Source organism: Siminovitchia terrae, from assembly GCF_003605405.2.
GTDB lineage: Bacteria > Bacillota > Bacilli > Bacillales > Bacillaceae_C > Siminovitchia > Siminovitchia terrae.
The window spans coordinates 75,360-99,200 of the sequence record NZ_QYTW02000019.1 but is presented as its reverse complement, the minus strand read 5'-3'; the positions used below and the strand labels follow the sequence as shown (position 1 = coordinate 99,200).

Annotated in this window: 26 protein-coding genes, 1 pseudogene and 1 riboswitch; of the genes and pseudogenes, 22 read left to right on the top strand and 5 right to left on the bottom strand. The window is 41.3% G+C overall.

Translation table 11 applies throughout. The annotated features are described in order from the left end of the window. Positions 1-110 precede the first annotated feature (110 nt). Positions 111-854, bottom strand: a complete 744-nt coding sequence (locus D5F11_RS17250) for an ABC transporter permease (RefSeq protein ID WP_120116032.1) — start codon at positions 852-854, stop codon at positions 111-113. Beyond that, the gene (locus tag D5F11_RS17245) at positions 851-1,591 is read right to left on the bottom strand and encodes an ABC transporter ATP-binding protein (RefSeq protein WP_245998245.1); all 741 of its coding nucleotides are present in this window, start codon (positions 1,589-1,591) and stop codon (positions 851-853) included. The genes D5F11_RS17250 and D5F11_RS17245 overlap by 4 nt, the downstream gene beginning before the upstream one ends. A gap of 131 nt (positions 1,592-1,722) precedes the next feature. Between D5F11_RS17245 and D5F11_RS27845 the strand changes: the two genes are divergently transcribed. The 14 genes and pseudogenes from D5F11_RS27845 (at position 1,723) to D5F11_RS28340 (ending at position 12,808) form a co-directional block, all read left to right on the top strand. Further along, the gene (locus D5F11_RS27845; RefSeq protein WP_281277098.1) at positions 1,723-1,857 is read left to right on the top strand and encodes a hypothetical protein; all 135 of its coding nucleotides are present in this window, start codon (positions 1,723-1,725) and stop codon (positions 1,855-1,857) included. A gap of 94 nt (positions 1,858-1,951) precedes the next feature. Then, a riboswitch (PreQ1 riboswitch) is annotated at positions 1,952-1,995 on the top strand. A 55-nt stretch (positions 1,996-2,050) separates the two neighbouring features. Next, the gene (gene queC, locus D5F11_RS17240) at positions 2,051-2,719 is read left to right on the top strand and encodes a 7-cyano-7-deazaguanine synthase QueC (protein ID WP_120116031.1); all 669 of its coding nucleotides are present in this window, start codon (positions 2,051-2,053) and stop codon (positions 2,717-2,719) included. Then, positions 2,719-3,201 (top strand): 6-carboxytetrahydropterin synthase QueD, encoded by a 483-nt coding sequence (queD, locus tag D5F11_RS17235; protein ID WP_120116030.1) that lies wholly within the window; start codon positions 2,719-2,721, stop codon positions 3,199-3,201. The genes queC and queD overlap by 1 nt, the downstream gene beginning before the upstream one ends. Continuing rightward, positions 3,198-3,926 carry a 7-carboxy-7-deazaguanine synthase QueE gene (queE, locus tag D5F11_RS17230; protein ID WP_120116029.1) on the top strand — a complete coding sequence of 243 codons (729 nt, stop codon included), beginning with the start codon at positions 3,198-3,200 and terminating at the stop codon, positions 3,924-3,926. The genes queD and queE overlap by 4 nt, the downstream gene beginning before the upstream one ends. 20 nt (positions 3,927-3,946) lie before the next feature. Continuing rightward, positions 3,947-4,180 carry a hypothetical protein gene (locus D5F11_RS17225; protein ID WP_120116028.1) on the top strand — a complete coding sequence of 78 codons (234 nt, stop codon included), beginning with the start codon at positions 3,947-3,949 and terminating at the stop codon, positions 4,178-4,180. Positions 4,181-4,355: 175 nt separating this feature from the next. After that, positions 4,356-5,738 (top strand): amino acid permease, encoded by a 1,383-nt coding sequence (locus D5F11_RS17220; RefSeq protein ID WP_185830764.1) that lies wholly within the window; start codon positions 4,356-4,358, stop codon positions 5,736-5,738. A gap of 507 nt (positions 5,739-6,245) precedes the next feature. Further along, entirely contained in the window at positions 6,246-7,871 is a 1,626-nt protein-coding gene (locus D5F11_RS17215) for a helix-turn-helix domain-containing protein (RefSeq protein WP_120116026.1), read from the top strand. Positions 7,872-7,968: 97 nt separating this feature from the next. Further along, positions 7,969-9,459: an aldehyde dehydrogenase family protein gene (locus D5F11_RS17210; RefSeq protein WP_120116025.1), complete on the top strand. Its 1,491-nt coding sequence runs from the start codon at positions 7,969-7,971 to the stop codon at positions 9,457-9,459. Between the two features lie 13 nt (positions 9,460-9,472). Continuing rightward, on the top strand, positions 9,473-10,360 hold the full coding sequence (locus D5F11_RS17205; RefSeq protein WP_120116024.1) for an NAD(P)-dependent oxidoreductase: 888 nt from the start codon (positions 9,473-9,475) through the stop codon (positions 10,358-10,360). 18 nt (positions 10,361-10,378) lie between these two features. Next, positions 10,379-11,191 (top strand): DUF3100 domain-containing protein, encoded by an 813-nt coding sequence (locus D5F11_RS17200; RefSeq protein WP_120116023.1) that lies wholly within the window; start codon positions 10,379-10,381, stop codon positions 11,189-11,191. Then, positions 11,188-11,628: a hypothetical protein gene (locus D5F11_RS17195; RefSeq protein ID WP_185830762.1), complete on the top strand. Its 441-nt coding sequence runs from the start codon at positions 11,188-11,190 to the stop codon at positions 11,626-11,628. Before D5F11_RS17200 ends, D5F11_RS17195 begins: the two co-directional genes overlap by 4 nt. Positions 11,629-11,668: 40 nt before the next feature. Then, entirely contained in the window at positions 11,669-11,809 is a 141-nt protein-coding gene (locus D5F11_RS26675) for a hypothetical protein (protein ID WP_185830761.1), read from the top strand. Between the two features lie 542 nt (positions 11,810-12,351). After that, positions 12,352-12,475: pseudogene (locus tag D5F11_RS28190) on the top strand (helix-turn-helix domain-containing protein). A gap of 180 nt (positions 12,476-12,655) precedes the next feature. Then, positions 12,656-12,808, top strand: a complete 153-nt coding sequence (locus D5F11_RS28340) for a four-helix bundle copper-binding protein (RefSeq protein ID WP_120116022.1) — start codon at positions 12,656-12,658, stop codon at positions 12,806-12,808. A gap of 146 nt (positions 12,809-12,954) precedes the next feature. On the opposite strand, the gene D5F11_RS27840 is transcribed toward D5F11_RS28340, so the two are convergent. Continuing rightward, positions 12,955-13,089: a hypothetical protein gene (locus D5F11_RS27840; protein WP_281277097.1), complete on the bottom strand. Its 135-nt coding sequence runs from the start codon at positions 13,087-13,089 to the stop codon at positions 12,955-12,957. 123 nt (positions 13,090-13,212) lie between these two features. Between D5F11_RS27840 and D5F11_RS17180 the strand changes: the two genes are divergently transcribed. The 7 genes from D5F11_RS17180 (at position 13,213) to D5F11_RS17150 (ending at position 19,752) form a co-directional block, all read left to right on the top strand. Beyond that, positions 13,213-13,542: a PadR family transcriptional regulator gene (locus D5F11_RS17180; RefSeq protein ID WP_120116021.1), complete on the top strand. Its 330-nt coding sequence runs from the start codon at positions 13,213-13,215 to the stop codon at positions 13,540-13,542. Further along, positions 13,539-14,168 (top strand): hypothetical protein, encoded by a 630-nt coding sequence (locus D5F11_RS17175; protein ID WP_120116020.1) that lies wholly within the window; start codon positions 13,539-13,541, stop codon positions 14,166-14,168. The genes D5F11_RS17180 and D5F11_RS17175 overlap by 4 nt, the downstream gene beginning before the upstream one ends. Positions 14,169-14,223: 55 nt before the next feature. Beyond that, positions 14,224-14,745 (top strand): hypothetical protein, encoded by a 522-nt coding sequence (locus tag D5F11_RS17170; RefSeq protein ID WP_120116019.1) that lies wholly within the window; start codon positions 14,224-14,226, stop codon positions 14,743-14,745. A gap of 608 nt (positions 14,746-15,353) precedes the next feature. Beyond that, a complete protein-coding gene (locus tag D5F11_RS17165) occupies positions 15,354-16,802 on the top strand; it encodes an MFS transporter (RefSeq protein WP_120116018.1) in 1,449 nt (482 codons plus the stop codon). A gap of 190 nt (positions 16,803-16,992) precedes the next feature. Continuing rightward, positions 16,993-17,871 carry an ABC transporter substrate-binding protein gene (locus D5F11_RS17160; protein WP_221768459.1) on the top strand — a complete coding sequence of 293 codons (879 nt, stop codon included), beginning with the start codon at positions 16,993-16,995 and terminating at the stop codon, positions 17,869-17,871. A gap of 2 nt (positions 17,872-17,873) precedes the next feature. Next, positions 17,874-18,989 (top strand): FecCD family ABC transporter permease, encoded by a 1,116-nt coding sequence (locus D5F11_RS17155; RefSeq protein ID WP_120116017.1) that lies wholly within the window; start codon positions 17,874-17,876, stop codon positions 18,987-18,989. 1 nt (position 18,990) lies between these two features. Then, the gene (locus tag D5F11_RS17150; RefSeq protein ID WP_120116016.1) at positions 18,991-19,752 is read left to right on the top strand and encodes an ABC transporter ATP-binding protein; all 762 of its coding nucleotides are present in this window, start codon (positions 18,991-18,993) and stop codon (positions 19,750-19,752) included. Between the two features lie 167 nt (positions 19,753-19,919). Here D5F11_RS17150 and D5F11_RS17145 read toward each other — a convergent pair whose 3' ends face one another. After that, positions 19,920-20,936, bottom strand: a complete 1,017-nt coding sequence (locus tag D5F11_RS17145; protein WP_120116015.1) for a helix-turn-helix transcriptional regulator — start codon at positions 20,934-20,936, stop codon at positions 19,920-19,922. A gap of 889 nt (positions 20,937-21,825) precedes the next feature. Then, positions 21,826-22,803, bottom strand: coding sequence for a DUF4003 family protein (locus D5F11_RS17140; protein ID WP_120116014.1), 978 nt, complete (start codon positions 22,801-22,803; stop codon positions 21,826-21,828). 328 nt (positions 22,804-23,131) lie between these two features. Here D5F11_RS17140 and D5F11_RS17135 point away from each other — a divergent pair, with 328 nt between their 5' ends. Continuing rightward, positions 23,132-23,839, top strand: a complete 708-nt coding sequence (locus D5F11_RS17135) for a cytochrome c biogenesis CcdA family protein (RefSeq protein ID WP_120116013.1) — start codon at positions 23,132-23,134, stop codon at positions 23,837-23,839. The last annotated feature ends 2 nt before the right edge of the window (positions 23,840-23,841 follow it).

Here is a 23,841-nt window from a genome sequence, read left to right as displayed (position 1 = left end):
GAAAACCGATTTTATCGTGCGAAATTCCAAATAATCGTGCGAAAACTGATTTTATTGTGCGAAACTCAATATAATCGTGCGATATCGGACGTCCGATCTTCCAAAATGTTTCATTTAAGCTGCATCCGTTCATTGAACAGGGATGGATAAGACAAGTACCCAAGCATGACGCTTGATACAGCAGCCGTTGTCAGCAATAGGAAAACGATGAGAATCTGGAACATGACGGCTTGGATTGGATCGGCACCCGCAATGATTTGGCCGCTCATCATTCCCGGTAATTGGACAAGCCCCATTGTTTTTTGGCTTTCAATTGTTGGGATCATGCTTGCTTTGATGGAAGAAATTAGCTGTGTGTGAATAGCCTGCTTCGGTGTTCCTCCAAGCGACAGAATCAATTCTGCTTGGTCTTCATGAGCTTCTATTTCCGCAGTGAAGCGGTTTAAAAATAAGATGGACAATACCATTGCGTTTCCGATGACCATCCCGCTGATGGGGATGATATATTGTGCTGTTGCAGGTGTGATGTTCAGCCCGATTAAAATTCCCTGTGTAAGAACCTCAATGAAAATGATAGTAGCTCCCACTTTCCAAGTAATCCCTTTGATGAACAATCCTTTTTTTCGAACGTTTTCGACGGCTGCTCCAATCATGAGTAGGATCATCAACAAAATATAGACGGGATGTTCTGCGTCGAAGACGAATTTTAATATATACCCGACAATCAGCAATTGGATAATCGACCTGACAGTAGCGATAATGGTGTCTTTCTCAAGTCCAAGCTTGAGTGTTTTCGTTAAAAGAAGTGGAAGAAGAACGAAGATAAGCGTCAATGCTAATGCTGTAAAACTCATGCAAATCCCCCCTCAACGAAGTGCCGTACTTCATCAGTCTTTGGAGATTCAAGCAGCTTGCTTTCTCCTGTTTCCGCTACTTTTCCAGCGATCATAACCCATGTGTAATGTCCGATTGTTCGAGCTTGTTCTAGATTGTGTGTAATCCATACCATCGTCACATTGTAGCGCTGGTTGATTTTTACAATGAGTTGTTCGATTTCTCTGGAGGAAGTTTGGTCCAAAGAAGCGGTAATTTCATCAAGCAATAAAATGCGCGGGCGGTTCAAAAGCGTCCTTGCGATGGAGACTTTCTGTTTCTGACCACCTGATAGATCTTTGCTGTCTCTATCTAAAAGTGAATCTTCTAAGCCCACATCTTTCAAAATTGAAGCAGCTTCTTCCTTAGCGAGCTTTTTTCCAGCAAGCTCTAATGGGAGAGCCAAATTGCGGTAAACACTGCCTTTTACCATCGGGGCGTTTTGAAGGGCAATGCCAACCGTGCGGCGTAATTCCACTGGTTCATATTCGCTGATATGTTTGCTGTGAATATAAATATTGCCAGCAGTGGGTGAAATCAGCCCGTTGCATAGCTTGAGAAGGGTTGACTTACCCGCACCGGAGGGGCCGGCTAATGTTGTGATTTTTCCATCAGGAAAAGAGCCGGTCACACCTTTTAAGATGGGGGTTTCATCGATTGAGTAATCAACATCATTGAAATGGATGGCGGGTTTATAATGTAAATCAGTTGTAATCACTGATACACTTCCTTTGTGAAAGATATACTTAGTTCAATGAATATTATAGTACAAAAGTGGAAACATGGTTTGAAAATACAATGTCGTTTAACTTCATTCAGCAGAAGTTTTCCACTTCTGTAAGTGGCGAGATGAATGCCTATTGGTATTCCATTCAGTGGGGGTTCAAACCCCGGCTGAATAAGTTAAAATCTGGGAGCAAATACACCAAGGCCTCATTTGGTTTGGACTATTTCAAGGGAAATTGTAAAATTAAAACGCGATGAATTTGTTTTTCGGGCGAAGTCAGTCACTGTACATGGAAAAGGGGATAAAAACGAAATAAAATTATGCTATACTTAATTGGTAAATCTATAATATGCGGTAGAGGTTCTAGCCCCCCTCTTAAAAAAAACTAAGCAGAAGCAATACTTCTATCTTTGGGGTATTGCTTTTTCTTTTTGTAAAGGAGTTTTCTTCATGCTAAAGGATGAAAAAGCTATTGTAGTTTTTAGTGGTGGACAAGATAGTACGACGTGCTTATTTTGGGCGTTAAAAACATTTAAGGAAGTAGAAGTTGTCACTTTTAATTATAACCAAAGGCATAAAAATGAAATTGAGTGTGCAAAAACGATAGCAGAAGAGTTAAATGTTAGGCATCACTTGTTGGATATGCAGCTGTTAAATCAATTAGCCCCGAATGCATTAACAAGAAATGATATTGAAATAAAAGACGGAGGAGAGGGAGAACTGCCATCAACTTTCGTTCCGGGACGTAACTTGATCTTCCTGTCATTTGCGGCTGTTTTGGCAAGCCAAGTGAATGCAAAGCATATAATCACAGGTGTGAGTGAAACAGACTTTAGCGGATATCCCGATTGCAGAGATGCTTTTATCAAATCTCTGAATGTGTCTATTAATTTATCGATGGACAAACAGTTTGTTATTCATACTCCGCTCATGTGGTTGGACAAAGAAGAAACTTGGAAACTAGCCGATGAATTAAATGTATTAGAGTATATCCGTACTAAAACATTGACATGTTATGAAGGAGTAATAGGTGATGGCTGTGGAGTGTGCCCAGCATGTAAGTTGAGAAAGAATGGATTAGAAAAATATCTCACGTCACGAAAAGGAGGGGATGTATAATGGGGAAGGACTTTTTTGGTTTTCGAATTGTAGAAGAGCTACAAATGATGGACCGGGATATTCAAAAAAACGAACTGAAATACCATAATAAACGCGTACTTGTTAGTAAGGAGTTTACGTTCGATGCGGCCCATCATCTTCACTGTTATGAAGGGAAATGTAAGAATCTGCATGGGCACACGTATAAAGTCATATTTGGTATAAGTGGGTTTGTAGATGAAATAGGGCTTGTAATCGATTTTGGGGATATCAAGGAGATCTGGAAACAGGAAATTGAAGTTCACCTTGATCACCGATATTTAAATGAAACCTTGCCAAAGATGAATACAACCGCTGAAAACATGGTTGTTTGGATTTATGAAAAAATGAGGGAGTCTTTGAATAACAGGTCGGAGAAATATAATGATATGAGAGTTGAATTTGTCCGTTTGTATGAAACCCCTACTAGTTACTCAGAGGCAAGGCGGGAGTGGATGAATTGAGTAGAGTACCTGTAATTGAAATATTTGGTCCAACCATTCAAGGGGAAGGGATGGTTATCGGCCAAAAAACGATGTTTGTCCGAACAGCTGGCTGCGACTACTCCTGTACATGGTGTGATTCTGCTTTTACGTGGGACGGTTCAGGAAAAGATTCAATCAAGCAAATGGACGCGGAAGAGATTTGGCATGAACTTAAGCTACTTGGCGGAGATGGTTTTTCTTTTGTAACCATATCCGGTGGGAATCCTGCATTATTAAAAAACCTCAGCTATTTAATCAATCTATTAAAAAAGAACAAGATACAAGTTGGCTTAGAAACACAAGGAAGCAAGTGGCAGGATTGGTTTTTGGACATTGATGAATTAACGATTTCTCCAAAGCCGCCAAGTTCTGGTATGGTAACTGACTTTGATACTCTTGACATGATTTTTGAAAAACTAAAGGGCACAAACTCAACGCATAGATGTAGTGTAAAAGTGGTCATTTTTGATGATCAGGATTTCGTGTATGCAAAAAAACTGCATTTTAGATATCCTGAAATTCCGTTTTATCTGCAGGTAGGAAACACTGATCATAGAACATCTGACAATGAGCGACTAATTGATCAGTTATTACAGAAATATGAGTGGCTGGTAAATAAAGTAGTAGCAGATAACGAATTGAGAAACGTGAAAGTCCTTCCCCAGCTTCATACGTTGATTTGGGGAAACAGGCGTGGCGTTTAAGGATATAGAAGGATTGACTTTTGAGGAATTGTACATATCAGACATTCCTGTTTAACTTCATTCAGCAGAAATCTCCCACTTCAGTAAGTGGTGAGATGAATGCATATTGGTATTCCATTCGGTGGGGGTTCAAACCCCGGCTGAATAAAGTTAAAGCCTCCGGCGGATGCCTCAGGTTTTCAGAGGAAATTGATCGAGCGGAGCTCGATAAAACCTTAATCAAATACGCCTTAGCGTATTTGATTAAGGTTTAGCCAAAGCGCTTTAACTAAGTGTCAAATATTACTCCTCATTTATTTACAGAATGTGTAAAGAAGAAGATGTCTATTTATGATAAAGTGTTTTGTAAAGCGCTTACATTCAAAGGGAGGAGAAATAGATTTCATGGCCAAAGAAAGAGAAAAAAGTGGAGAAGACAGGCAGCCAGAGATGAAAGCAGATCTAAAAACACGCCACATCAGTATGATCTCAATAGCGGGTGTCATAGGGGCTGGGCTTTTTATAGGAAGTGGAGCTGTGATCAACTCGACTGGACCGGGGGCAATCCTGTCCTATGCATTCGCAGGGCTCATTGTGGTACTGGTTATGCGGATGCTTGGTGAAATGGCTTCTGTTTACCCAACGAGTGGATCCTTTGCCACTTACGCAAATGTGGCCATTGGGCCATGGGCCGGTTTTTCGATCGGCTGGTTGTATTGGTTCTTCTGGACTGTTGTGATTGCAATTGAGGCCTTGGCCGGGGCAGCAATCATTCAATATTGGGTTCCAGGCTTTCCCATTTGGCTAATGAGTTTAATTTTAACTGTTCTTTTGACTATGACGAATTTATTTTCGGTTAAGTCTTTTGGTGAATTTGAATACTGGTTTTCCCTCATTAAAGTTGTTGCTATCACTTTATTTCTTGTTCTTGGACTTTCTGTCATTATCGGATGGTATCCAAATGTTGAGACCCCTGGTACAGCAAATTTAATTGGCAATGGCGGATTTATGCCCGAAGGATTTGGTGCTGTTCTCCTTGGTATCACAGTCGTGATTTTTTCTTTTATGGGAACAGAAATTGTTGCCATTGCTGCAGGGGAGTCCCAAAATCCTGTGAAGTCAGTCAGGATTGCAACAAATAGTGTTATTTGGCGAATTCTTGTTTTTTACATCGGATCTATAGCCATCGTCGTTACACTCTTGCCATGGGACTCGGCTAATATTCTTGTTAGTCCGTTCGTTGCTGTTTTGGATTATATTGGAATACCTGCCGCCGCTCAGATTATGAATTTTGTGGTACTAACAGCAGTGTTGTCCTGCCTTAATTCAGCATTATATGCTAACTCAAGAACATTATATGGGATGGCAAAGCAGGGCGATGCACCGAAAATACTTTTAAAATTGAGTAAAAAAGGAGTACCCGTTTGGGCAATTCTGCTCAGCACCGTATTTTCATATGTTGCAGTAATAATGAATTTCGTCTCACCTGACAAAGTGTTTCTTTTTTTAATTAACTCATCAGGGACGGTAGCTTTGCTTGTCTACCTAATTATCTGTTTCGCGCAATTGAACTTGCGTAGGAAAATTGAAAAAGAGCATGGAGAGATTCCTGTTAAAATGTGGCTCTTCCCCTATTTGACGTATGCAACGATTATCGTTATTTCGGGAATTTACATCGCCATGTTCTTCATTCCGTCAATGAGAATACAGGTAATATTGACCAGCTTGATTGCGATTGGTGTTGTATCTATATATTTTATATTCTATAGAAAGCAGCGCCATATTAGTAAAGACAGGCTAAGAGTCGGTCAATTCCGTAGTAAGCACTTATAAAAATTGAAGTCTCTAGACCTCCCATTTTTCCGGGAGGTTTTTGATTACCATTATTGAGCGCCAGCTCTCCTTTTCAGCAAAGTTTTTTGGTATCACAAGGTAAGGAAAAATCGCCGGCCGGACGTAAAATACAAAATTCTCAAATTGATATAGTAAAATTCGAAGATATACGCAGGCAAGTAACATCTGACTCTATAAGTCAAAAGTGGACTACTTTTCGTGTGTCTAATTGACTCGTAGACGACTTAAATCAAATTGACGAATTATTAAATCCTAGTTTACACTTTTACACAAGGCTCCTTTTGATAGTGTAGGGGAATTGTTTGTTTCCCTCCTGCATCAGGAGTTTTTTATATTTTGCCAAGTCTCTATTTACGTTTTTTAAATGTTTCTGATATATACTACTATGCAACGTTGGTGAATGGTGGAGGGAACCCTGATTAATTCGCATTTTTTCGATAACAAAAACGATTTTAAAAGAGGAACTTTATTGAAGGAGGGTGTCAGTTGGTCAAACTTACCTATGAACAGTGCCAGCAACTTTTTGATTTGAATGCCTTGCTTACACAAAGCTTGGAAGAGCGGGTCGTCCTGCAGAACCTGATGGCGGCGGCCATGGGTTTGGTAAAGCGCGCAGATACGGTGATCATTTATGAGTGGAACGAAGAAGGCTATCTTACGTTTTCCGCTGGCATGGGGGTAGAGCAATCATCGATCCGGAAGGTGAAGTTCCGTGCCGGTGAATCAATTACAGGACGGGCGTTTCAAGAACGCCGCATCTATAACGTTTCGCTGGACCATGCAAAAAATTATATGACGAACATGTCTAAAAAAAACGCGGCGGCATTCCAACGGGCAGTGGATTTTAAAACAGTACAAAGTGTTCTTGCGGCTCCGCTTGTATATCAAGAAAATTGTATCGGCGTACTAGTCGTTGATAATTTTGATGCTCCAGGAGACATATTCACCGAAGAGGAAACATTGATTATTAAAATCCTGGCTAATCAGGCAGCCATCGCGCTTACCAATAGCCGGTTATACAAAGAATTGGAACAACGGAACAACGACCTTCTGACCATTCAGAACATGCATCATACGTTTTCGAACATCCTGTTGGAAGGAAGTGGAATCGGTCAAATCGTCCATGTGTTGAACCGGCTCCTTACTCAACCAGTAACGTACGAGGAAACTGTGGACAAAGCAAACTCCGTCTTCCCAATCATTTCGTCCAATGAAACACTAGGCTATTTCCGTCTCCCACAGACCTATGAATCCTACTCCAATATTGAAAGGGTAGCCATCGAGCAAGCCGCGAATGTTGTCGTTCTGGAATTAATCAAACAGAACAACCTATTTGAACGCGAGAATAAATTACAAGAGGAATTGTTTCTTAAACTTCTTGACGGCACATGGGATCATCAATTTACATATTATAGCAAATTTAACAAACTAACGAAGTTCAGTACTGTTGCTTGCCTATTAGTTGAAGGGAAAAAGGAACCACTTTGGCTTCAGGATTCTTTGGTTTCAAAAGAACGCATTCTGCGAAAATTGGAGCAAGCATTACATGTCGCTGATCGAGATGCTATCGTCTTCCATCGAGGATTTACCGTTTTCGTCTTGGTTCCTGATACTGCTACTCATGCAAATTCAAAGGTGAAGCAGCTTTTAAGACGGATTTTCCCGGATACCGAGGTGGTCGCTGGCATCGGCAGGAAAGTTCCGGTAAGTCAAATCGGCGACAGTTATCGGGAAGCAAATGATGCGATACAATTAGCAAAAAAGTCGAGGGACCAGCAAATCATCCGATATGAGGATCTCGGCTTTGAACGGCTCTGGCATGGCACCGACCAAGGGGCACTGACGCAATACATATCGGATCAAATTGGCCCCCTGATTAACGGTGATCCGGTAGACTACGAAACCCTCAAAACATATATCCAGTTAAATGGAAGGCATAAAGAAACGGCCGAAAGTCTTTGTATCCATCCCAATACCTTGTCGTACCGGTTGAGGAAGATAGAGGATCTGCTGTCGGTTGATTTACGCGTACAAAAGGATTTCCTAAAACTGATGACCGCTTTTGACATTTTAGACTACTTGCCAAATATCATTGTTCCGAACACCAAATAATCCTTTCTTTCTTTGTGATTTGGCACATATACGCTTTTTTATCTTTAAATTATAATTCATTTAATGAAAGCGCTATTTTGCAAAGGAGAGGTTATAAATGCAAACGGATACAATCTATAAAAAGATGAACAAAGAAACCATTCCAATCTATAAGAATTATATTAATGGTGAATGGGTGGTATCTGTAACGGGAGAACTCTACGACAGCAAAAATCCTTCACGGACATCCGAAATATTGGGACGTTTTCAGAAGTCTTCCGTGGATGATGTGAGACAAGCAATCGTTGCAGCCAAGGAGGCGTTTCCAAAGTGGGCGAATACTGCTGCTCCTATACGCGGAGAAGTTATTTTTAAGCTTATTAATCTATTGGATGAGAATAAAGAAGAACTGGCTTACATTATTACGAAGGAAGTAGGTAAAGCGATCCGAGAGGCACGGGGGGAAGTAACAAAAACAATCCAGGCTATGAAGCAATTCAGCGGCGAAGCGACGCGCCTTGCCGGAGAAACCCTTCCTTCCTATAATGAGGATATTTTTGCTTATACTATCCGGGAACCGCTCGGGGTTGTAGGTGTCATTGCTCCGTATAATTTTCCGTTAGGCATTGGCATCTGGAAAATTGCTCCCGCCATCATCGCTGGCAATACAGTCGTATTCAAGCCTGCCAGCACAACCTCTCTAATCAGTGTGAAAATTATTGAGCTGTTTGAAAAAGCAGGTGTTCCTGCCGGCGTCATTAACATGGTCACAGGATCAGGGGCCGTCATCGGCAAGGAGTTCGGCGAGAATAAAGATTTGAAAGCCGTGTCCTTCACAGGGTCAACGGATGTTGGCGTCGCTCTTGGCAAAGCAGTCACCCAGCACGGAGGCAAAATGCAGGCAGAAATGGGTGGGAAGAATCCTGCAATCATCTTAGAAGATGCCGATTTGGATCTGGCTATTGACAGCATTGTATCGAGCGGATTTTATGATAATGGCCAACGTTGTACAGGGACAAGCCGTGTATATGCGCCTAAGTCCATTTACCGTGAAGTGATTGACCGCCTTATTGAAAAAGCGGAATCTTTGATTATCCAGGACGGAATGCATGAGCAAACGACCAACGGACCGGTGATTGACGAACATCAACTGAATAGGTATTTACATTATGTCCAGACGGCCATTGACGAAGGGGCTACCTTGGAAACAGGTGGAAAGCGGCTAACAGATGGAGGTTTAAAGGAAGGCTATTTTGTCGCTCCGACTATCTTCAGCAACATGCGTCCTGATATGACTATTGCAAAAGAAGAAATCTTCGGGCCAGTCATCGGCGTATTTGAGGTGGATTCCTATGAGGAAGCACTTCGGATGGCAAACGATATTGAATTCGGTCTCTCTTCCACCATTTATACGAAAAATTTGGAAAAGGCTTTTCATTTTGTGCGAAGTATCCAGTCCGGTGTGACACATGTCAATTTACCTTCCACTTATTTTGAAAATCACTATCCGTTCGGTGGTAAAAAGGAATCTAGCATCGGCCCTCGGGAACAAGGCAGTACCGCATTGGACTTTTGGACAGATATAAAGACGGTCTATATGAAGCCGTAATGGAGGTACCACAATGAAAATCAGAATCATTGGATGCGGGGCGATGGGGTCCGGTATGGTGAAGAATCTGCAAAGAGCCGACCATGAAGTTGCAACATTCGATCCCGACCCGACAAAACAGGAACAGATGAAAAAGCTTGGCGCTACCCCAGTCTCCCGCCCTACGGCTGGTATCGCTGAAACAGAGGTCGTCCTTTTATCGTTGCCGACTTCATCCATGGTATGGGAAACGGTGATCGGCAAAGAAGGCATCCTTTCCTATTTATCGGAAGGAGCTTATATTTTGGACATGAGCACAACCGACGTAGAAATGACGAAGCATCTGGCACGGTCAGCTAAAGAAAAAGGTGTCGATTATCTCGATTGCCCTGTCAGTAACGGACCAACAGGAGCGAATGACGGCACGTTGACAATTATGGTGGGCGGAGAAAAGGAAGCATTTGACGCCATGCTGCCTGTTTTATCAGCAATTGGTAAGGAGGTCCGTTACATCGGCCCATCTGGATCAGGACAAGTGGTAAAACTCTGCAACAACATGATGGTCGCAGGTATTACGGCCCTATTGAGTGAAACGTTCTTGACCGGTGCAAAAAATGGTGTCGATCCTAAAAAGATAGCTGAATTAATGGCCATTGGTTCTGCACAAACGAAAGTGCTATCCGTCTTCGGGCCGAACCTCATTGATGACACCCATAATGAAGTAAAGTTCTTATTGAGCCATATGGCAAAAGACATCAACTTGTATATGGACATGACAAAGAAAGCAGAGTCCCCCGCCCTGATCGGCTCCCTAGTGGCGCAATTATATGAAGCGGCAAAGCGTCAAGGATTGGGACATTTGGATACAAGTGCTGTCGGGCAGGTTGTGGAATGGATGGGAAATCATAAAATCAGCGTATAAGGAGAAGGAGGGTATTTGATGACAAAAAACGTCAAACTTCATTTGATCGTCTTAGCGTTTGTAGTAGCAGGAGAATGGATTGGTTCCAAGCAATTCAACATCGGTGTCGGGACAATCGCTTTATTTCCAATGTTATATGTGCTGGTCTGGGGAGGAATTGTGAGCTGGCCGAAATTCAAATTATTGACTACAAAACAAATGAAGCATGCAGCAACCATTCTTGGCATTTCTTTTATGTTATTTGTCGCAAAACTCGGGACGATGTTAGGGCCCTCCTTGCCTAAAATTTTTGAGGCGGGTCTGTCCCTCGCATTCCAAGAAGTTGGGCACGTCGTCGGTACCATTATTATTGGATTGCCTATTGCTCTATTATTAGGTATGAAACGTGAAGCTATCGGAGCTACGTTCTCGATTGACCGCGAGCCGAACCTCGCCATTATTTCCGAGAAATACGGTGCCGATTCGCCTGAAGGTCGGGGAGCACTTGGCGTTTATGTATGTGGAACAGTATTCGGAGCCATCTATTTGGCGCTGTTAGCCGGTTACCTTGGAAGTATCGGCTTCCTGCATCCCATTTCGTTGGCAATGGGAGCAGGAGTCGGCTCAGGCAGCATGATGGCAGCTGCATCCGGAGCCCTTGCTGTTACGTTCCCGAACGATGCTGACAACATTGCATTGTTTGCTGCTGCGGCAAACTTGATCACGACAATTCTGGGGACGTATATATGTGTATTCTTCTCGCTTCCAGTCACCGTACGGTTATACAACTGGTTGGAGCCAAAGATTGGCCGGCATAGGCTCTCTATTGATAAGGGAGGCGAAAGAATGTGATTGAGAAAGCAAAAATTCTCTCGTTGATTGGTGTAATTGCTATCATAGGGAATTGGGTCGGATACAAGGTTAACCCGATTGAAGCTCTGCCGGGAATAATGCTTATTGTCATTATCACTATTATCGGACTCTCACTCACCAGCTTCTTGCCCATTAAAATCCCAGCAGTCGTATGGATTTCACTCATTGCGCTTATTGCTACTACCCCCATCTTTCCCGGCAATGGGTGGATTGTCGAACAAACGTCCAAAATCAACTTTATGGCAATCGCTACTCCTATACTCGCCTATGCAGGTTTATCATTAGGAAAAGATATAGATGCATTCAAGAAATTGGGGTGGCGCATTGTGATCGTTTCGCTAGTTGTATATACAGGCACCTTTTTATTTGCCTCCATTTTTGCAGAAATTGTTTTCCGAATCCAAGGGAGATTTTAACTTCATTCAGTAGAAATCTCCCACTTCTGTAAGTAGTGAGGTGAATGCATATTGGTATTCCATTCAGTGGGGGTTCAAACCCCGGCTGAATAAAGTTAAATCCTCCGGCGGAGGCCACAGATTTTCAGAGGAAATTTATCGAGCTAAGCTCGATAAATTCTGGGCGCAAATGCGCATTTGATTAGTATAAGAGTGATGAAATCATTTTCTTAACAGGGGCAGAATAGAGTAGGATCGTGAGTAGCCCATGCGCCTACTCTATTACATACCCCGTAGAAAGTCTTCAAAGAAGAAAAATCAAGCAAAAAACTACTTTGGATACTTGATATCTTAACCAATGTTTTCAACGTAGTGATGTCTTGACACTATGAACACAGCGAATACCTTTGCATTCAAGGCAACAAACGGTTGTAGAATTTGATGCTGGAGGCTCGGTGTCTAGAAGAATACGTTGTTTATATGAATTTAGTGAATAAGCTATTGATAAACTAAGGTTTTCTAAATATGAGTTAAGATAAGCGCGATTTGTTGGTAGTAGCCCTTAGGTAAAAAACAACCTCATAGAAAAACAGAGAATGAGAAATGACTTGAAGTGAAAACTTTAAGTCTTTTTCAATTTTACATATATTTACTGTTTATTGTGGATAATGACAGCTATGCTGCTGTTACCCATTGAAAGAGTTCTTCGAGCTCGAAAATGTTCGTCATCGAAAAAGAAATGAGGTGAGTGGAGTGCTCCGGCACAAAGCGTATAAATTTCGTATTTATCCAAATCAGGAACAAGAAATTCATCTCTAAGACCATTGGCTGCGCCAGGTTAGTCTATAATCATTTTTTTCAACTATAGGCTACAGGAAGTCGAAAGCATCGCCCTTCAGTACTCATTGATCTACCATATTGTCAACAATTAATCTTCAAGAAGGGCTAGGGGTTACCGGTGAATTTATTATTTTTAGGGGAGGAGATATAACATGAATCCAGTCGTAGGTCTGGATTTTGCTAAGGAGAAAGTCAAGTTCAAGCGTTTTTGAATAAAAAGAGGTTTATAAGCGCGATACAAGCGGATAGCACATTTGCCAAAAAAATCTGCCAATTATGTGCAGAGATTTGCGAGACGTGCGGCAATGAATGTAAAAAGCATGGCAGAGCAGAAAGCTTAAACAGCCAGTGGGCTATTTAAGTTTCTTTTTTGTAGAAAAACAAAAGTGTTTATAACTAATGGCTAGATACATATAAAAAATCGCAGCATCAAAACACAAGCCATAGGCGTTAGCAATGAAACCTTTGGAAATCAATAGAGCAAAAGAACGGATAAACAAATTATGACTATGCTGAAAAAAAGCGGTTGATTAATTTGTTTGAATTCCCCGAGAGTAAAATAACCAGCTGGGAAACAAGAAAAAAGATGATTAGAATAAAGTTGGGTCTCAAATAAACAAACTCTTGAATTTGATCTTCCATCCGAAACATCTCCTGCCCATTATCGGAATTGTATGAGGTCTCAGTTTAATCATAGCATGATAGGTTGCAAAATCGCTGAGAAGGAATTACACTTATACATAGTAAAACTAGGTAGGTGTAACGATGTTTGACCGAGAGCTTTTAAAAGGGAGCACTTCCCTATTGATTCTTCAGCTTTTACAGGACCATCCGATGTATGGTTATGAGCTTGCCAAGGTGATGGAGAAGCGCAGCGATCATACGTTGCAGGTAAGAGAAGGGACTTTATATCCCGCCCTGCACAAGCTTGAACATCAAGGGTATATTGAATCCTATTGGGAGAAGCAGGAAAAAGGGAAGGCGCGCAAGTATTACCGGCTGACAGCAGAAGGTGTAAAAATGCTGGAAGTAAAAACGAAGGAATGGACGCTTTTTTCCAAAATGATGGATCGCATGTTGGGGAAGCAGTCATGATTAAAACAAAGGCAGAGTTTCTTCAGCGCTTGAAGTTTTTGTTACATCATCATCCGGATGAGGCTGCCATTGTTGCTGAAATTGAAGGACATATGGATGAGCTGATAAAGGAATGCGGGCTTCCTGAACAGGAGGCAATCACAATAGTTCAAAGCCAGATTGGAACTCCGGAGGAGCTGACAAGCCAGTTTAGATACGTCTCATCCAAAGAGTTTCAGAGCACCAAGAAAATGTTCATCATTGTAAATATACTGTTTTTTGCTGGTGGAGGGCTTCTGGCCCTTGGCACGAATTTCTCTGTCTTGTTGCATATGTTTTGGGAAGTGCTGGTCCAATCCTCTTGGATTATTTTGATCGGCTATTCAGGGTATTGGGCATTTATGGGATATGAAATTGGAAAAGAATATGGGGCAAAAGGCGAGAGTCTACTGAGAAGAACAATGGGAGCGGCGATCGTTCCAAATATCCTTTTAATGATAATCACGTTGTTAGGGATTTTACCGTCTGAATTGTTTCATTCCCTTTTGCAATCGTCTTTTTTGATTGGATGTTTGACAGCCACAGCTTTCTTTTTTCCAATCAGTAAAGCGGGTTATTATATAGGAGTACGCAAGGTATTCGATTAGTGCTCCTTTTTTTTGAGTATATACCTAGAATTACTATGTAAAAGGAGTGTGGAGATTGGGTCTTATAAGTGTGTTTGGAATTGGAATTTTAATCATCATCATGATTTTGATTAAAAAGCAAAGCCTGATAGAAATAGTAGGCAATCACCTGATTGTAAAAAAGTTATCCGAAAAACAATGGTTTCATCATAAATGGAAAAGCGGATTATTTTTGTTTGTATTGAATGCGGTCCTATTTTTATTAGCGGTTGGATTGATCTTTCTGTCAGGCCTGTTCATGATTCCATACCTGCATATCTTAATCATTCTTGCAGCAACATTGACAAGTATTTACTTATGGATTGCCATGCGTGTCTCGGTACAAAGACCAAAGAAGGACCAATTGGTCATGGGGCTGGTGGGAAGCAGCTTTTATGTAATACTCTTTTTGATTTTTCTCTATCTGTTCATGATATTAGAGCCGGCTACTCCGGAGCATGACACTTTTATGGCTGCAATCGGACTGATGTTGGGAATGGTTGTTTCCTTTGTTGCGTGGATGACATGCTTTTTCATTACTGCTTTTCAAAAAAAGTGATCGAAAATAGTATGGTAGAAGATGGAGAGATTTCATATTATTCATATATTTTTTTTGAAAATCCAACCTGGAAAACAGTCAGAAAATTACTTTAAATAATCTATACACATGCGCTTTCTAAAGCATTACACATAAATATAGAGAATAAAAGACTAATACCTGCAATGGGCTAGGCTATTAGATAAATTAATGAAAGTGAAAGTTAAAATCCAAATTTGTGAGCAAGATGAGTTAAAAATGAAAGAGTAAGAGAGGGTGGGGAGGATTTTTCCTAACCCTCTTTTACTCTTTCATGAAGCATTAATCATAAAGATAAACAATGGAAATTTGCAAGGTTCATTTGTTCACTTGAATTTTTGCTCCCTTAATAAAAGGAGAAGCTCCCGCAACAGGTAGACAAAAAAATCAAATCAATCGATAATCATTATCATTGATAATTGTTTTCAATGAATTTCCGTTTAGGACATATCAAGAATTGGGAGAAACAGAAGGACGGGGGAGTGGTTTTTTGAAAAACATATGGATGTTGGATGCCTTATATTCTGTAACTCGTATCTAAAACATTGCGGAAGGACTTGAAGCAGATTGTTTTTAAGGAGGAGATACAAATGCTCAATCATACTTCAACAGCTGGCGAAGAACTGGAGCAGCAGCTTGATCCACGCCGTTGGTATACGCTAGCTGTCATTCTACTCCCTATACTGCTTAATTCTTTAAATACCTATATGATACAGGTCGCGTTACCCTTGATACAGAATAGTTTGAACGCTAGTTTTTCCGATGCACAGCTTATTGTGACCTGCTTTTCTCTCAGTCTGGCCGTAGCTCTCATTGTCAGTGGAAAGCTTGGCGACATATATGGTAGAAGACGACTGCTGCTAATTGGCGTGAGCGGGTTTACCCTCATGGCCATACTGGGAGGCTTGGCTACGAGTCCGACTCTCCTGATTGCCATTCGGATTGTACAAGGACTTGCTGCGGCGCTTATACAACCCCAAGTGCTCTCCATGATGCAAGTTAATTTTTTACCGCGGGAAAAAGGGCTTGTCTTCAGCATTTATGGTGCATTGCTCGGATTCGGGTTTGCATTTGGGCTCACGCTGGGAGGCATTCTGGTCAATTGGAACGTGTTTGATTTGGGGTGGAGAACTGTATTCTTTTTCAATGTACCCTTCGGTATTCTTGTTCTTTTGTGCTTGCCGCTTCTGCCGGAATCGCATGGCAACCCGACACAAAGGATCGATTGGACCGGTACATTTTTTATTATGAGCGGGCTATTTCTGCTTGTTTATCCGTTATCCGAAGGACAAAAACAAGGATGGCCGCATTGGATATGGGGTTGTCTGGCTCTTTCACTGCTGTTACTACTTGCATTTATAGCGGTAGAAATTCATAAGCAAAAATGTGATGACGCACCGCTTGTCGATCTGACTATTTTTAAGCAACGTTTATTTGGCGTAGGGATGCTTTCCGTTGTTTTAATTTACCTCAGCATGTTTTCTTTCTTCTTTATCTTGACGTATTATTTGCAGTTTGGCTTGCATTTTGATGCCCAAGCGACGAGTCTCGCTTTTCTGCCTCTTGGCTGCGGTTTTTTCCTGACCTCTCTGATCTCATCGCAAGTGGTAGATCGTTGGGGGATGGCTGTGCTGAAAACAGGTGCGTTGGTCACGGCAAGCTGTTGTTTTTTCTTTGTCTTGTTGCTGCGTATCGATGCGATGCATCTGTTGCAGATGCCATACATGGTGCTGCTGCTAACGTATGGCATGGGACTTGGACTGGTCACAACGCCGCTTACCCGAGTTGTGCTTGGTACCGTACCGGCGGAGAATGTGGGGGCGGGTTCAGGTCTGTTCAATACTGTGATGTACTTGGCTAACTCGCTGGGTGTTGCGTTGATTAGCATTTTATTTTCTACCGCGCTGCAACAGCCCTTGAAAAATGCAATCCTGTCCGACTATGTAAGGGCATTTTCCGTCTCTTTAACGGCCTGCGGAGCACTTGCTCTAGCAGCTTTTGTTTGCCTTAGTTTTATACGAAATCAACACAACACTTAATATCAAGTTGTCTAATACCAGGAGGAAGAATTTATGTTTACAAAGAAAAACGTATCTATTTTTATGGCCATGATTCTATGTTTGATCGTGTTGTCCGCTTGCTCAAAAAAAAACAGTTGAACCAAAAGCATCTAATCAGAATCGTCCCGAAGCAACTGAGGGCAACTCAACGGGGAAAAGTCATTACCCGTTGACCTTGACGATTTATGATGATGCAGGTAAAGAAATGAAGCAGACCATTGAAAAAGAAACGCAACGCATTGTGGTAATCGGCCAAGGTTTCGCGGAGTGGATGATTGCCTTTGGAGAAGAGAAAAGAATCGTTGGACTGGCATATTTGGACAAATCCTTCTCTGAATATGAGGAACAAATTAAAAAGCTCCCGATTATGACGGACATGTGGCCTTCCAAGGAAGCCATTCTGGAGTTGCAACCGGATTTGATTATTTCCATGTCATCCGCATTTCAGAAAGAACGAATAGGGGATATTTCTTTCTGGAACAAGAGAGGCATTCCCGTGCTTGCCGGAATCAACTATACGACTGGACGCACTATCGACAGTTTTTTCGAGGATATTACGAATTTGGGCAGCGTACTGAATATCGAAGAGAAAACGAATGCCTTTGTGGAGAAGCAGAAAGAACAAATCAGTGAAATTCAGAAAAAAACGGCACAGACAAAGGATAAGCCAAAAGTTCTGCTGCTTGGAACGAGCGGAGAAACGACTTATTATTATGGCCCATCACTTTGCCTTATTGATGAAATAATTGAAGGCGTGGGCGGCGAGTATATCGAAGTATCTAAGGAAACGTATGTAGAGATGTCGGAGGAATCTATTCTATCGGTGAATCCCGACAAAATCATCATCACTGGATTCCAAAAATCAGATAGTGAGGCATTGATAAATAAATATCTGCTCAATCCAAAATTGAAAAATGCGACTGCAATTAAAACCGGCAACGTGAAGGTTGTCGAGTATACAACTGCAGTACGCGGGAGTCTCGGACTTGCGGATTTGTACAATGATGTTGCCAAGTATGTTCATCCTGAACTATTCAAAGGAGAATAGGCATGGCAACTGCACAAAGAAGAGAACTCAAAAACAATTTGCTTGATACAGAAAGCAAGATAAAAAAACGGTCCCTTTTCTCGGTAATCGTAGCTGTACTGGTTGTTGCGGTTGGAATTTCAATCGTCGTTTCGGTATCCGTTGGGCAAGTATCCATTCCTTTCGGTCAATCTTTTTGGATTTTGGTGGAGCAAATCACCGGGATACAAACCGACCACATCACAGCGGATGAAAATGCCATGTTTTTGGATGTGATTTGGCAAATCCGCTTTCCGAGAGTGCTGCTGGCGTTGGTAACCGGCGCTGGATTGGCGCTTTGCGGAACCGTCATGCAGGCATCCGTTCAAAATCCGCTGGCTGACCCGTTCTTACTAGGGATTTCTTCCGGTGCTTCATTAGGCGCGACGTTTGCGATTATGCTCGGTTTTGGTATAGGGGGAATTCTTGGAGAGTTTGGTGTTGCCTCATGGGCGTTTATTGGCGCGTTGGCAGCAGCCGTTCTTGTTTTGGGCCTTGCCAGCATCGGCGGGAAAGTCTCCTCGGTCAAACTGATTCTGGCCGGAACGGTCATTAACGCGCTGTGTAGTGCTTTTTCCAACTTTATTATTTACTTTGCCAAAAATGCCGAAGGCATTCGATCCATATCCTTTTGGACAATGGGAAGTTTGACATCTGCTGAGTGGGGGACACTTCCACTTGTTACGGCAGTAGTCCTTGCTGCGGCACTCTTTTTTCTGTTTCAATTCAGAGTCATGAATACGATGCTAATGGGGGAAGAAACAGCGGTTACGTTGGGAATTAACCTAAACAATTATAGACGGGTGTATATGGTGATCTCCTCGATCGTCACTGGTGTTCTTGTCTCAACTTGTGGAATTATCGGGTTTGTGGGTTTGATTGTTCCCCATATAGTGCGCAGTGTTGTCGGCTCAAACCATAAGCGGCTTGTTCCTGTCGCTATTTTTTTTGGTGCCTTATTCATGATATGGACGGATGTGTTTGCGAGAACCATCATACCGAATGGAGAATTGCCGATTGGAATTGTCACGTCCCTTCTGGGCGCGCCGGTATTTATGTATATGTTAATCAAAAAAAGTTATGGATTCGGGGGGAAGTAAATTGAACCTGACAGCAGATCACATATCAGTCACTTTAGCGGGGACGGATGTTATAAAAGATATCAGTCTTAAAGTGGAGAATGGACAGTTTGTCGGAATCGTTGGGCCCAATGGATGTGGGAAATCTACTTTGTTGAAAAGTATTTATAAAGTCATTAAACCGCAAAAGGGCTCTGTTTTTTTGGGGGAGACGGATGTTTTGAAATCATCAGCGCGCATGATCTCGAAAGATATGGGCGTGGTTGGTCAATTCAATGAATTGAGCTTTGATTTTACTGTTCGTGAGATGGTGATGATGGGGCGAACACCGCATAAGCATCTCATGGAATTAGATAATAAACAAGATTATCAAATTGTTGCGGATTCATTGGAAAGGGTCAATCTGACTGAGTATGCGGATAGGAGCTACTTGACGTTATCGGGCGGTGAAAAACAACGTGTGATACTGGCTAGAGCAATAGCACAGCGACCCCAATTTTTAATTCTCGACGAGCCAACAAACCATTTAGATATTAAATATCAGCTGCAGATTTTAACTGTCGTCAAATCGCTAAATATTGGCGTTCTGGCTGCATTGCATGATCTTTCTATGGCATCTGTGTATTGTGATATTCTTTATGTGATCAAACAAGGGAAGGTCCTTGTCTCGGGAAAGCCCAAGGAAGTTTTAACAAATGAGCTTATCAGGCAGGTTTATGAAATTGATTGTGAGGTTTACTCCAATCCGATTACGGGGGATTTGGCAATCGCATATTTGCTCTAAAAAAGTGCAGAAAAGATCTATCTGAGCTATGCGTTGCTGCGGCTTGACATTATATCCTTCTTAATGTCGAGCCGCTTTTAGTGTACATAGATGTAATTGATACTGCGAATTATTGAACAAATGTGATAATACAGGTCATTTCTTAATAAAGATCTGCTTGTATAAAGCTATTGATTGGAATCATTTTTCAATTTGCTTTGCTCCATATTCAGTTGACTGATACGTTTTATAAGATCACTTGGATTACAGCCATAGTGCTTGCGAAAAGCCGTGGTGAAATTGCTGGCGTTGCTATAGCCAACTGAAGCAGCCGTTTCTCCGACATTCAAATGTGCTACTTCCATATACCATAGTGCTTTCTCCATCCTTTTTTGACGCACAAGCTCAAAAATTGTCATGCCAAACAACTCACGGAATCCTTTTTTTAGCTTAAATTCATTCATCCCAATTCGCCTTGCTAATTCGCGAATTGATAGTGGCTGTTCAAGATGCTGTTGCACTAGTTCATGGGCATGTTTCAGCCTGGAAATATCATCGCGGTGCAGCATTATGCCTCCTCCGATATTACCGTATCCATCTGACTCTCCAAATAAGGATAAAAATTCTAATGCCTTACTTTCCATATACAACCTCTTCATTGTGCCAAGATGTGTACAATGGATCATTTCAGATACACATCTTTGGATAGCCGGCGTGGTCGGATATTGATCAATATTACCACGGTGATGTTTAAGCCAAGTCTCCATTTTCCGTTGTTCTGTTACATCCTCAGCGTAACGCAACAGTTCATCGGGCGTGAACCTTATTTCAAGAAGCTGATTTCGGATATCTGCTTTTTTTTCTTCAAAGACTCGAACATTCTCTAGAAAGAGGACATTTCCCGTTTGTGAAATCGTATGACTGCTCTTGCCGTTCCAATCGCAATGGATCTCGCCACTAATACAATAACTCAATTCAAATAATTGGCAGGATTCCTGAATTTGAAGTTTCATATCTTGCTTGAAAGTAATATCCGTCATCATAATTTCCATACCGGGACGAATCCGTGTTCTTGTCACGTTACCTTTACCTATGTGGGAAGGAATGGTAAGCTTTTGTTCCAAATTTTTTTGCTGAACTTGTCCCTCTACCAATTCCGTAAACTGGTCAAATAAATCATGAATCTTGGCTACGTTTAACGCCATTTTACTTTCAGCTCCTTACTCTCAACTTTTGACCGATTGTCACTCAAATAAATTTTGAAAAACCATTTCACTCTATTTACTTGACTGATAGTCAGTCAAGTGCCTATGTAAAAAAGGAGGTGGCTCAATTATTGAATCTAGTAAAAAATGCCGCGGAACGAAAGCAGATATTGCATGTACAAACAATTTGCTAATTCACACCAATAGTAACGGATTTAAGGTAATAAGGAAGGCAACTTTCACGTCGACAATCCACACTCGTAGCAGAATTTTTTTCTTTCAACAATGTGCCATTATTTAAATGGAATAAAGCTAAACATATAGCAAGAATTGTAGCAATTCAATCTACCTGATTTGGCACTTCTAGTGGAAAATTCGATTTATCACTTTTAAGAGAATCTATAAATGCTAAATTTAATAATTGACCTAAATGATATTAATTATCAATTAGGTGGTTCTATCATACTTCTTGACTGATAACCTGTCAATGTCAATTAAGAAAGGAATATATTTAAATCTAACATTCAAAAGATATGTATGATTTTCTGATTTTCCATGATGCAACTAAGTTTCACAAAAAAATTTGTAATATTAAAGTTGTACCCCAATATGTTCTTAAAACCCATTTTTTTGAAGATAATATTTTGTTAATCGACTAGGGCAAAACTTTATTGTTCGAATTGTACACTTTAATTTACAAATGACGAAATAAATTTGCTGTGCAGTTTACATCACAACTCACATTAAAAGTCCTTCTCGATTTGAGAGGCTAGTACATGAGGTCGGTGCCTTTCTTATTCAGGGTTTGAGTACATAGCTGCAGTCATACATTTCGCCATAAGAAATGAAAAGCCGGGGATGCCATAAATCATGGTTCATCCCCGGCTTTTTAGCTTCCTGAATTTGAATTCGTAGTGACTACAGCAGCTGCTATAGTAGCGGTCATGGCTGCTTGCTGAGCCTGCAAAATAGTTTCGATTGTTGTGAATAGGCTCGACTCTATGAAAGTCGAATGTTCCAATTTATCTTTTACATAAAAGCTGGCAGCAAGAGTTGCGTTTAAATCCTTTTGCCATTTGAATGGTTTTGTCTGATTAAGTTGTTCGTATGCCTGATAGACTTCCTGCATATCTAATTCCGCAGGGGGGATCATGGCAAGCATTCCCATCACTGGATAATACAGTGTTTTTTGTTTTATACCGACCTCTTTGAATTGATCAAACACTTGAGTGGTCCGGCTTACTAGCGCTTCGGCGCTCTCCTCTTGGGCAAGTGTCAAAATATGACTCAGCATTTGCAAATGGTTGCCTTTTCGAAATCCGTTACGGTTCAGGGCGTCATAAAAGCGCTCGTTGCTCTCAATGACATGATCAGTCTGTGTTGCAGCCAGAAGCATTGCAAGGGGATAATCTTCACTGAATGTCAAAAAGAAATGCTCTTTTTTCATGCCTTCGTAAATTTCTTTTGCCTTCGTGATAATAGGACGATATTCCGTGGGGTCAGACCCCGAATTTTTAATCAATACAGCTGCTGCAATATAAGTGAATATACCTTTTCTGAATTTAGCGCTGGCCAATTCATCGTAGACAGCAAACCATGCAGGAATTTGCTTTTCGGCTTGTTCGAAGCCAACATCTAGCATAGCCGCGGCAATATAACGAGATTCCGATTTTATAGAAGAGAAAGCACGGGCCTGTCGTTTAATTTCCTCTGCAATCAGCAGATAAGACTCCATTTGAAAAGGTTTTTGATTCATGGCATAGAAGGACGCAATCGTCATTAATATTTTATTATCAGTCACTTTCCATTTCATCTTTTGCCTGAGTTCCTCATAGACTTCAATATACTTGAGCATGTATTCCTGCATGTTAATGCTCCCTCCTGAGTTTCCTTTTATTTTTTCATACGGTTTGGTAAAAGTAAATGTTTCATTTTTTTGTAGTATGGGATTGGACAGGGTTTCATTGGAATGTAGTTCGGTTTACCCAGCTTTAGGTGTCGGAACCATAGCAAAGCTGCATGGGGCATATTCGAGGAAACTGCACAAACGTATTGCCATCTTTGCTAGTCTCCTCAAACCGCGCTTATACATGTGACTATAAATTCGATAAAATGGCACAGTTATTTCACAATAAAGTCGATTGTTTTTGCTAAGGTGGATGTATATGATATAAAATGAGGCTGGTGATTAAAAAATGCAGCAAATAAACATATTTCTTGCTTTTGGAGCGGGGTTTTTATCTTTCATATCACCTTGTACTCTTCCTTTATATCCGGCTTTCCTGTCGTATATTACTGGAATGACTGTGAACGAGATGAAGGAAGAGCGGGGGATATTTAGAAAGAAGGCTTTTATCCATACGATCCTGTTTTTAGTAGGATTTTCTATCATTTTTTTAGCCTTGGGTCTATCGTCCACCCTCTTTGAAGACATGTTCCGTCAGTATCAAGCCCTTCTTAGACAAGTAGGGGCCATCGTATTGGTGTTTTTCGGCTTGGTATTAACAGGTATCCTGAGTTTTAATTTTTTAAATATGGAGAAGAAGATTCAGTTTCAAAACAGGCCGACGGGTTATTTGGGATCTGTCCTGATCGGAATTGCGTTTGCTGCTGGTTGGACCCCTTGTACAGGCCCTATTTTAGGGGCGATGATTGGACTTGTCGCTGGTGATCCTGGAAAGGGACTTCTTTATATGGGAGCCTATGTGCTTGGTTTTTCCGTTCCATTTCTCCTGATGTCCTTATTCTTGGACAAAATGACGTTCCTGAAGAAAAACGGGCAGCGCTTTATGAAAATTGGCGGTTACTTGATGATTATCATCGGAATTTTATTGTTTTTTGATTGGATGCAGCTCATTATCTCGATTTTGCAACCTTTATTCGGTGATTTTAAAGGGTTTTAACT

Bases quoted from the DNA above. Each gene is read 5' to 3' on its own strand.
- D5F11_RS17250 (WP_120116032.1), bottom strand. From the start codon at position 854: ATGAGTTTTACAGCATTAGCATTGACGCTTATCTTCGTTCTTCTTCCA.
- D5F11_RS27845 (WP_281277098.1), top strand. From the start codon at position 1,723: ATGAATGCCTATTGGTATTCCATTCAGTGGGGGTTCAAACCCCGGCTG.
- queC (WP_120116031.1), top strand. From the start codon at position 2,051: ATGCTAAAGGATGAAAAAGCTATTGTAGTTTTTAGTGGTGGACAAGAT.
- queD (WP_120116030.1), top strand. From the start codon at position 2,719: ATGGGGAAGGACTTTTTTGGTTTTCGAATTGTAGAAGAGCTACAAATG.
- D5F11_RS17220 (WP_185830764.1), top strand. From the start codon at position 4,356: ATGAAAGCAGATCTAAAAACACGCCACATCAGTATGATCTCAATAGCG.
- D5F11_RS17210 (WP_120116025.1), top strand. From the start codon at position 7,969: ATGCAAACGGATACAATCTATAAAAAGATGAACAAAGAAACCATTCCA.
- D5F11_RS17205 (WP_120116024.1), top strand. From the start codon at position 9,473: ATGAAAATCAGAATCATTGGATGCGGGGCGATGGGGTCCGGTATGGTG.
- D5F11_RS17200 (WP_120116023.1), top strand. From the start codon at position 10,379: ATGACAAAAAACGTCAAACTTCATTTGATCGTCTTAGCGTTTGTAGTA.
- D5F11_RS27840 (WP_281277097.1), bottom strand. From the start codon at position 13,089: ATGGAAGATCAAATTCAAGAGTTTGTTTATTTGAGACCCAACTTTATT.
- D5F11_RS17180 (WP_120116021.1), top strand. From the start codon at position 13,213: ATGTTTGACCGAGAGCTTTTAAAAGGGAGCACTTCCCTATTGATTCTT.
- D5F11_RS17175 (WP_120116020.1), top strand. From the start codon at position 13,539: ATGATTAAAACAAAGGCAGAGTTTCTTCAGCGCTTGAAGTTTTTGTTA.
- D5F11_RS17165 (WP_120116018.1), top strand. From the start codon at position 15,354: ATGCTCAATCATACTTCAACAGCTGGCGAAGAACTGGAGCAGCAGCTT.
- D5F11_RS17155 (WP_120116017.1), top strand. From the start codon at position 17,874: ATGGCAACTGCACAAAGAAGAGAACTCAAAAACAATTTGCTTGATACA.
- D5F11_RS17145 (WP_120116015.1), bottom strand. From the start codon at position 20,936: ATGGCGTTAAACGTAGCCAAGATTCATGATTTATTTGACCAGTTTACG.
- D5F11_RS17140 (WP_120116014.1), bottom strand. From the start codon at position 22,803: ATGCAGGAATACATGCTCAAGTATATTGAAGTCTATGAGGAACTCAGG.
- D5F11_RS17135 (WP_120116013.1), top strand. From the start codon at position 23,132: ATGCAGCAAATAAACATATTTCTTGCTTTTGGAGCGGGGTTTTTATCT.